This window comes from Rhizobium sp. P1_E6, from assembly GCF_056405875.1.
Genome location: NZ_JBFUBG010000004.1, coordinates 171,800 through 180,199 on the forward strand (window position 1 = coordinate 171,800; position 8,400 = coordinate 180,199).

9 protein-coding genes are annotated in these 8,400 nt (G+C 59.3%); 7 read left to right on the forward strand and 2 right to left on the reverse strand.

Annotated features, from left to right (window positions below; genetic code table 11):
- Positions 1 to 135 precede the first annotated feature (135 nt).
- From AC1D35_RS04630 to trhO, 4 genes are all read left to right on the forward strand, one after another.
- Positions 136 to 624: a CYTH domain-containing protein gene (locus tag AC1D35_RS04630; protein WP_113295995.1), complete on the forward strand. Its 489-nt coding sequence runs from the start codon at positions 136 to 138 to the stop codon at positions 622 to 624.
- Positions 602 to 1,510 (forward strand): CHAD domain-containing protein, encoded by a 909-nt coding sequence (locus AC1D35_RS04635; protein WP_477851774.1) that lies wholly within the window; start codon positions 602 to 604, stop codon positions 1,508 to 1,510. Before AC1D35_RS04630 ends, AC1D35_RS04635 begins: the two co-directional genes overlap by 23 nt.
- A gap of 74 nt (positions 1,511 to 1,584) precedes the next feature.
- The gene (locus AC1D35_RS04640; RefSeq protein WP_477851775.1) at positions 1,585 to 2,061 is read left to right on the forward strand and encodes a VOC family protein; all 477 of its coding nucleotides are present in this window, start codon (positions 1,585 to 1,587) and stop codon (positions 2,059 to 2,061) included.
- A 71-nt stretch (positions 2,062 to 2,132) separates the two neighbouring features.
- On the forward strand, positions 2,133 to 3,062 hold the full coding sequence (gene trhO / locus AC1D35_RS04645) for an oxygen-dependent tRNA uridine(34) hydroxylase TrhO (RefSeq protein ID WP_113310409.1): 930 nt from the start codon (positions 2,133 to 2,135) through the stop codon (positions 3,060 to 3,062).
- A 72-nt stretch (positions 3,063 to 3,134) separates the two neighbouring features.
- Here trhO and AC1D35_RS04650 read toward each other — a convergent pair whose 3' ends face one another.
- Positions 3,135 to 5,339: an EAL domain-containing protein gene (locus AC1D35_RS04650; RefSeq protein ID WP_113310410.1), complete on the reverse strand. Its 2,205-nt coding sequence runs from the start codon at positions 5,337 to 5,339 to the stop codon at positions 3,135 to 3,137.
- 181 nt (positions 5,340 to 5,520) lie between these two features.
- On the opposite strand from AC1D35_RS04650, the gene AC1D35_RS04655 reads away from it, so the two are divergent.
- Positions 5,521 to 5,991: a MarR family transcriptional regulator gene (locus tag AC1D35_RS04655; RefSeq protein ID WP_113310360.1), complete on the forward strand. Its 471-nt coding sequence runs from the start codon at positions 5,521 to 5,523 to the stop codon at positions 5,989 to 5,991.
- Positions 5,988 to 6,452, forward strand: a complete 465-nt coding sequence (locus tag AC1D35_RS04660) for a hypothetical protein (protein WP_113310361.1) — start codon at positions 5,988 to 5,990, stop codon at positions 6,450 to 6,452. The genes AC1D35_RS04655 and AC1D35_RS04660 overlap by 4 nt, the downstream gene beginning before the upstream one ends.
- Positions 6,453 to 6,504: 52 nt before the next feature.
- Here the strand turns inward: AC1D35_RS04660 and AC1D35_RS04665 are convergent, their stop codons facing one another.
- Positions 6,505 to 7,878, reverse strand: a complete 1,374-nt coding sequence (locus tag AC1D35_RS04665) for a GH1 family beta-glucosidase (RefSeq protein WP_113310362.1) — start codon at positions 7,876 to 7,878, stop codon at positions 6,505 to 6,507.
- A gap of 241 nt (positions 7,879 to 8,119) precedes the next feature.
- Between AC1D35_RS04665 and AC1D35_RS04670 the strand changes: the two genes are divergently transcribed.
- Positions 8,120 to 8,400, forward strand: a 281-nt coding sequence (locus tag AC1D35_RS04670) for a DoxX family protein (protein WP_477938247.1), incomplete at its 3' end; no start/stop codon positions are given.

The following is an 8,400-nucleotide window of genomic DNA, read 5'->3' on the forward strand; positions in this document are numbered from 1 at the left end:
AACGATTGAAATCGGCTTTCGAATAACGCTCTCACAAGGGCTTGTCGAGATAAAACCAGCCCGCGCGACAAGACGGGTATTAAATCGGTGGGAATTGGGCTAGGCTTTTGCGACCGTCACAAAAGGTTCATTCGTATGGCGAAAGAGATCGAGCGGAAGTTCCTCGTACGCAGCGATGCATGGCGCTCCGCAGTCCAGTCGAAATCGGTCCTGAAACAGGGCTATGTCGCCTCGATGGACGACCGCTCCGTACGCGTTCGCATACTTGATGAAAAGACTGCGCGGCTAACGCTGAAGATCGGCCGAAGCACACTCACCCGCGACGAATTCGAATATGAGATCCCCGTCTCCGACGCCGAGGAACTGCTGGAAAACGCCATCGGCATCGTCATCGAAAAGACGCGCCATCGCGTGCCCCATGAAGGTTTCGTCTGGGAAGTCGATGTTTTCGCCGGCGTCCATCGCGGCCTCATCATCGCCGAGGTCGAGATGCAGGCTGAGACCGACAGTCCCTCCCTGCCCGCTTGGCTCGGCCGCGAGGTGACGGGCGACTTCCGCTATTCCAATCAGGCGCTTGCCACAGAATTCGAGCACGACAGGCATGGGCTATCGCATACGGCCTGAGGCCGACTTTACCGACGAGTTCCGAGGCGTGGCCGAGGAGCAGCTCACGCGCGCCATCACCGTCCTGGAAGAGCGGCCGGAAGGCGCCCATGAGGCAATTCACGCCTTCCGCAAGAGCATCAAGCGGCTGCGCTCGCTCTATCGTCTGGTGTCCCGCGAAGTGCCGGAATTCCAGAAGCAGGAAAACGCCCGGCTGAGGGATACCGCAAGGTCGCTCTCTGCGATCCGCGATGCCGCAGCAATTGTCGATACCGCTCGCTACTTGCAGGACAATGCCCGCAACCCGGAAGAAGCCGAGGCGCTCGGCCGCATTGTCTCTATCCTGGAGGCGCGGCGCGACTGGATGTCGGAAGCCGAAAGCGGCCTCGAACAGCGGCTGCACGACGCTGCCCACGCCTTGCGGGAAGCGATCGCAGCGCTCGACGATGTCGCCTTCGACAAGAGCCATCGCAAGAATGCCCGCATGCTGGCAAAGAGCTGGCGCCGGACGGCATCGCGTGCGAGGGAGGCACTGGATGCCTGCCACGAGGATGCGGCGGCTGAAGACTTCCACGAACTGCGCAAGCGCACCTATGACTACCGCCTCTACCACGCGCTTTTGCGCGATCTCTGGCCGAGCGCGATGAAGGCCAAACGCGACTTCGCCAAGGAGCTTGTCGAGCGCCTGGGTCATATCAACGACCTCGCTGTGCTCTCGGATCTCGTGGAGGCGGAGCCGCAGCTCTTCACCCGCAATGACGATCTCGCCCATTTGCTGGACGCCGTCATCTTTCGCCAGCAGGAGGATCGCCGCGAGGCGCTGCTCAGCGCCGAAACGCTCTACGGCGACGATCCCGATGATGAAGCGCAGCGTCTGGAGCTACTCTGGGGCTCGCTCCGAAATTGATGCATTTGCCCATTGACCTCAACATCAGTTGAGGTCGTAGCCTCGGCCGGTCAATGAACCTTGCCGAGGAAAATATGTCTGCCGAAAATGCCGCGATGCCGCAAATCCAGGGCATCTACGAAACCCATCTCACCGTCGCCGATCTGAAGACCTCCATTCCCTTCTACCGCGATATTCTGGGCCTCGAATTCGCCGCCGAATTTCCCGAACGCCGCATCGCCTTCTTCTGGGTGAACGGCAAGAAGAACGCCATGCTCGGCCTCTGGGAAACCGGCACCAGCCCCTTGAAGATGCGCCTGCACATGGCCTTCCGCTTGTCGCAGGAGGAAATGATGCGGGCGCCGGCGCTGCTGATCGACAAGGGCCTGAAACTGCACGGCTTTCACGGCGAGCCGATCACCGAACCGATCGTCATCGGCTGGATGCCGGCGCTGTCGCTCTATTTCAACGATCCCGACGGACATTCGATCGAATTCCTGAGCGTGCTCGACGAGGAGCCGGATGCTGCGTTTGGCATGCGGTCCTACGCCGAATGGAAGGCGCGCGGATAGGCACAATCCGACAATGCCGTCCTTGCGTAATGTCATTGCGCAGGGACGGCATATTCTGTATTTCCACGCGCATGACCGACAATGCGACCCAAACAAGCCCCTTCCTGGTGGCAGCGCTCTATCATTTCGTATCCCTGCCGCGCTTCGAGAGCCTGCAGGCGCCGTTGCAGGCGCTGTGCGAGGAGAATGGCGTGAAGGGCACGCTTCTGCTCGCTCATGAGGGCATCAATGGCACGATTGCCGGACCGGATGCCGGCATCCATGCCGTCCTCTCCTTCCTGCGCGCGCAGCCGGAATTTGTTGCCCTGGAGCACAAGGAAAGCCGCGCGTCCAAAATGCCGTTCCTGCGCATGAAGGCGAAACTGAAGAAAGAAATCGTCACCATGGGCGTCGAGAATATCGACCCCAACAAGGTGGTCGGGACCTATGTCGATCCCAGTGACTGGAATGCACTGATCTCGGATCCCGACACAATAGTCATCGATACCCGCAACGACTACGAGACGGCGATCGGCATCTTCCGCGGGGCGCTTGACCCCCAGACCAAGACCTTCCGTGAGTTTCCAGACTGGGTGCACAACAATCCCGGCCTGCACAACAAGCCGAAGATTGCAATGTATTGCACCGGCGGCATTCGCTGCGAGAAGGCGACCGCCTTCATGAAGGAACAGGGCTTCGAAGAGGTCTATCACCTCAAGGGCGGCATCCTGAAATATCTTGAGGAAGTGCCGCAGGAAGAAAGCCTTTGGGAAGGGGCCTGCTTCGTCTTCGACGAGCGCGTTTCCGTCGAACACGGCCTGAAGGAAGGCGAGCACAAGCTCTGCCATGCCTGTCGCAACCCGATCACGGTAGAAGAGGTCACCTCGCCTCACTACGAGGAAGGCGTTTCCTGCAGCAACTGCTACCATACGCGCAGCGAAGAAGACCGTCTGCGCTATCGTCAGCGCCAGCACCAGATCGCACTCGCCAAGAAGCGCGGCCAAAAACATATCGGCACGTAGAGGAATTCCAGCAAAAGTGCGCAGCAGTTTTGCGTCCGGAATTGCTTGAGAGCTGAGAGATAGAGCGAAGCTCTACCCTGCGATTCGGCGCTGCGACCGGGTCTTGCGTCGCTCCTGCAGCAAGCCATTGATCTGATCGGCGGCCATCGGCTTGCCGAAGAAATAGCCCTGCAGGCTGTCGCAGCCGAAGAGACGCAGCGCAATTGCCTGCTCCTCCGTCTCGATGCCTTCGGCGGTGACGGGGATATCCAGTGCGCGGGCTAGTGCCACCGTCGCCTGCAGCATTTCCCGCTGCCGGCTGTCAGTGGTAACATCGATGACCAGCGAGCGGTCGATCTTGATGCGGTCGAAGCCGAACTGCCGGAGGTAGCCGATCGAAGAGAAGCCGGAGCCGAAATCGTCGAGCGCCACCTTGACGCCGAGCGACTTGAGGCGATCGATCGACTGGCGCGTGCGCTGCGGGTTTTGGATCATGTAGCCTTCAGTGATTTCAAGCGTAACGCGGCTTGCCTCGATCTCCGTCTGCTTCAGCACGTAGCGAACATAATCGGTGAAGGCCGGATTGCGGAACTGGCCCGGGGAAACGTTGACCGAGATCTTCAGCTCCGGCCACTGCTTAGCCGTTTCACAGGCCTTGCGCAGCACGAAAAGGCCAAGGGATTCGATGAGCCCGCTGGTTTCGGCAATGGGGATGAAGACTTCAGGCGAAACCGGGCCGTGGCCGGGCCGGTTCCAGCGTACCAGCGCTTCGACGCCATTCATCTCATGCGTCGCGGCGTCGACGAGCGGCTGATAGGCAAGCGTGAGATCGCCGCTTTCGATTGCCATGCGCAGGTCGAGCTCCAGCGCGTTGCGCTGCGCGCGATCGGTATCCATGGCCGGATCGTAGAGCGTCATGCGGGCGCGTCCGGCTTCCTTTGCCTTGTACATGGCAAGATCGGCGCGGCGTACCAGTTCTTCACGGTCGATCGAGCCGAGCGACGACATGGCGATGCCGATGCTGGCGCCAACCACGACGATCCGCCGGCCGACTTCGAGCGGCTCGGCAAGGAAATCGAGGATCTGCTCCGCCAGCTGCAGTGCGGCGGCGTTTTCCGCATCCGAAAGGAAAGCGATTGCGAATTCATCACCGCCGATGCGCGCGAGCACGGCATCATCAGGGATCAGCACGTCCAGCCCCGCCGCAACAGCACGGATCAGCTGGTCGCCAGTGCCATGGCCATAGCTGTCGTTGACTTCCTTGAAGCCGTCGAGGTCGAGATAGAGCAGCAGGACGTTCCGCTTCGTTTGTCGCGCTTCCACGACGAAACTGTCCATCGCGAGGCTCAAGCCATCGCGGTTGGAAAGACCGCTCAGACGATCGCGAAGCGCTTCCGCACGCGCACTGTTTTCCTCCGCCTTCAGGCGTCGCCCGGCCAGCCAGCCGATGATGAGCAGGACGACGAAGAACAGGCCGACAAGACCAAGCGCCTGAATGACCATGGGCCGAACCTGCGCATAACCGATATCGCCGGGCGAACGCGACACCCAGACAAGCTTGCCAAGAACCGCGCGAGCAGGGTCTGCGATTTCCACCGAATAGGACGAGGCAAAATCCGCTGGCACCAGCCGCAATCCGTTCAGCACGTAAGTGGTGCCGAGAGCAGATATTTTTGCATCATCGAGATGCCGGGCGAAAATCAGATAGCGATGTCGACCGGCAGGAATATCAAGCTCACCTGACTTCTCTCGCACAAGCGCGATACCGACGGCGGCAATGCCTCTGGCGGTCTTGATGAAACCGGTGGCTTCCGGCTTCTCGCCGGCATCAGGTCCACGAACCTTGTCCAGAAGCCGCCAAAGTGATGGGGAGAAGAAATCACTGACCGGCATCGGCATTGGCAAACCGTCCTGATAGGACATGACGGTCTCCTTCTGGTCGTCAATGACGATGGCCATATCGAAGAGAGAGCTATTGAGGGACATCTCGCCATAATTGCTGATCGTCCATGCCATGCCCTCCGGCTCGTAGACATTGGCAGCCGCGTCATCCCAGGCGGCGTAGTCATCAAGCGTAGCAGCAAGCTGGTTCTCGAAGGTCTTGACTGCGCCAACCGTCGTTTCACGCGAACGCTCGTCGTCTAGCACATTGGCATTTTCGGAAACACGCTCCAGCGCCGTCAGAACCATGATGGTGACAACAGCGACAATGATCGCAAAGGAAAAAAGCACGCCAGTAACCGTGGTATGGCGGCCCAAACCCGATCCGTTGCTTTTAGACCTCAAGACTGCCGGCAATTCATACAACTCCCCGTTCAATAAACCTTCGCAGTCAAGGGTCAAGAAACGCTTAAAATCATGAGAACTATCGAGAATCCGGCTCAGGATTTACTGGAATACCTCATATTTCCGCAGATTGACAACTAGTTTCCAATAATGGTAACTAGTTTCCGTAATTTCATATGGAGAACCGCAGATCTTGAAACGCACGATCGCAGCGGATTTGCTGACGGACATCATGCTTATGGTCTTCCGCATCAACGGACGACTGCTGGACGGCGGCGACCGGCTGGGCGCACCGCTGAACCTCACCAGCGCCCGCTGGCAGGTGCTCGGAGCAATTTCGCTGTCTCCCGGTCATGTCACGGTGCCCGCCATTGCCGAGATGATGGGCATGACCCGCCAGGGCGCCCAAAAGCAGGTGAACAAGCTGGAGGAAGACGGCTTCATCGAAAAGCGGCCCAACCCGCGCCATCAGCGCTCGCCCTTCTATGTGCTGACGCCGCAAGGCGCTGAGAGTTATGCGCGGATATCAGCGCTTCTTACCGGCTGGGTCAATGCGCTTGCCGGCGGGCTAAATGCAACGGAGCTGCGGGCGGCGCTCGATCTTCTGAACAGGTTCGACCAACGGCTGGCGCTGGACGCCACAAAAAGCGAGGAGCGGAAATGAAAACGATCATTCATGCCGGCGCGGGCGCAGTCGCCATGATCCTGATTGCGGGTTTTCTGACCGCAACACTGATCTCCGAACTTCTTCTGGATGCGACCGCTATTCTTGCCGTCAAGAAAGCGATCCTTGCCGGCCTCTGTCTGCTGATCCCGGCGCTCGCAATGTCAGGCGGCAGCGGCTTTTCACTTGCCCGCGACCGTCTTTCGCCGGCTATCGAAAGGAAGCGCAGACGGATGAAGATCATTGCAGCAAACGGGCTGCTGATCCTCCTGCCCCTGGCAGTCCTGCTTTACCTTCGCGCGACGGCAGGCCTGTTCGATATTCTCTTCTACGGAATGCAAACGCTGGAAGTGCTGGCCGGCTCCGTCCAGCTTGCGCTGCTCGCCCGGAATTTCCGCGACGGACGGAAAATGACGAGAGGAAAACGTCTCGCAGCAGCAAAGACGCTGAATGCGATCTGAAACGGCAGGGCATTGATGCCCCGCCGAAAATGTCTGCTAGAAATACCTGGCCTCAGACGGCCTTGTGATTACCCTTCGGGAACTGGCTGGCGAGTTCGCGATACCACTTGCCGCTCTTCTTGAGCGTGCGAACCTGCGTTTCGTAGTCGACATGGACGAGGCCGAAGCGCATGCGATAGCCTTCCGCCCATTCGAAATTGTCCATCAGGCTCCAGGCAAAGTAACCGCGCATCGGATAGCCGTCCTTGATGAGACCAGCAACGACATCGAGGTGATCGCTGACATAGTCGAGGCGCATCACGTCATCGACCTCACCATCGACCACATCGGTATTATCGCAGGCGCCGTTCTCGGTGATGTAGCATTCCGGCAGTTCGTAGCGGCGGTAGAGGTCCTCGACGAGCAGCTTGAGGCCCGGCGAATATACTTCCCAGCCGATATCCGTCTTCACGTCGCTTGCAGGAGGTGCTTCCACCGTCCAGGGGAAGTCGCCCTTGCGGCTGGCATCGTCGGCGACGCGCTCCGGCTTGTAGTAGTTCAGGCCCCACCAATCGAGCTTCTGGTTGATGATCTTGAGGTCACCGTCCTCGATGATGGGCATGCGATCGCCGAGTGCCTCGACGAATTCCCTGGGATATTCACCCTTGAAGACAGGGTCGAAGAAAGCGCCGTTATGAAACTGATGGGCGCGTTCGCCGGCAGCAAGATCGGCCGCATTGTCCGAACCGGGAATGATCGAGGAGGCATTGAGCACCAGACCGACAGGCACACCAGGCGCTTCAGAACGGATCGCCTCGACACCGAGACCATGCGCAAGGTTCATGTAGTGCATGGCATGAAGCGCGGCCTGCATGTTGCGCTCGCCCGGCGCATGAATGCCATAGAGATGGCTGAGCCAGACGATGCACCAAGGCTCGTTGAAGGTCGCGACGCTGTCGAGGCGGTCGCCAAGGCGGCTCATGACAGTCTTGGCATAACGCTGATAGGCGTAAGCCGTCGAACGCGCCGTCCAGCCGCCGTCACCGGCGAGCAGCAGCGGCAGGTCCCAGTGATAGAGCGTCGCGAAGGTCTTGATGCCGCGCGCCTTGCAGCCGTCGACGAGACGATCGTAGAAATCGAGGCCGGCCTCGTTCACCGGACCGGTGCCATCGGGGATGATGCGCGGCCAGGCGATCGAGAAACGATAGGCATCGACGCCCATGCTCTTGATGAGATCGAGGTCCTGGTCCAGCCGGTTATAGTGGTCGCAGGCGACATCGCCGTTATCACGGTTATGGACGCGGCCCGGCATGTTACAGAAGGCGTCCCAGATGGATGGCTTGCGGCCATCGGCTTTGCTGGCGCCTTCGATCTGGAAGGCAGCGGTGGCAACACCGAAGGTGAAATCGCCGGGGAAGCGGTCGGCAAGCGTTTTCGGATCGATCATCTGTGAATCCCATCTCTCAGTTATGGACTGACCGTTTGCGCGGGGTTTAGCCAAGCCTGATGGCAAAGTACAGGCCGGCGGAAAGAAAAACTGTAACGTTGCAGGAAGAAAGACAAGACGGCTGCGGGCCCACCAGCGGCCTCTCTCCCCAATCTCATAACGCCAATGTCAGCAGTCGTGATTTGCTGTCGCGACCGCGATCCTTACACCGGAAAGGGCATCACAATATGAAAGGAAACGAATGTTCTCTTCGATCCATTTGCTGCAGCCGCATTTCTTGAGCCTGCTGCGCATCGTCTCGTCACTTGTGCTTTTCAGCTACGGGACGCAAAAGATCCTGCTTTTCCCGGCTGCAGCAAGCGTGCCGCCCATCGGCTCGCTTTCGTGGGTTGCCGGCCTTATCGAACTCACGCTCGGCTTCCTGGTGCTCATCGGTTTCCAGACACGCATCGCAGCCTTCGTGCTTTCCGGCCTGATGGCATCAGCCTATTTCATCGGCCACGCATCGAAGAGCTTTTTCCC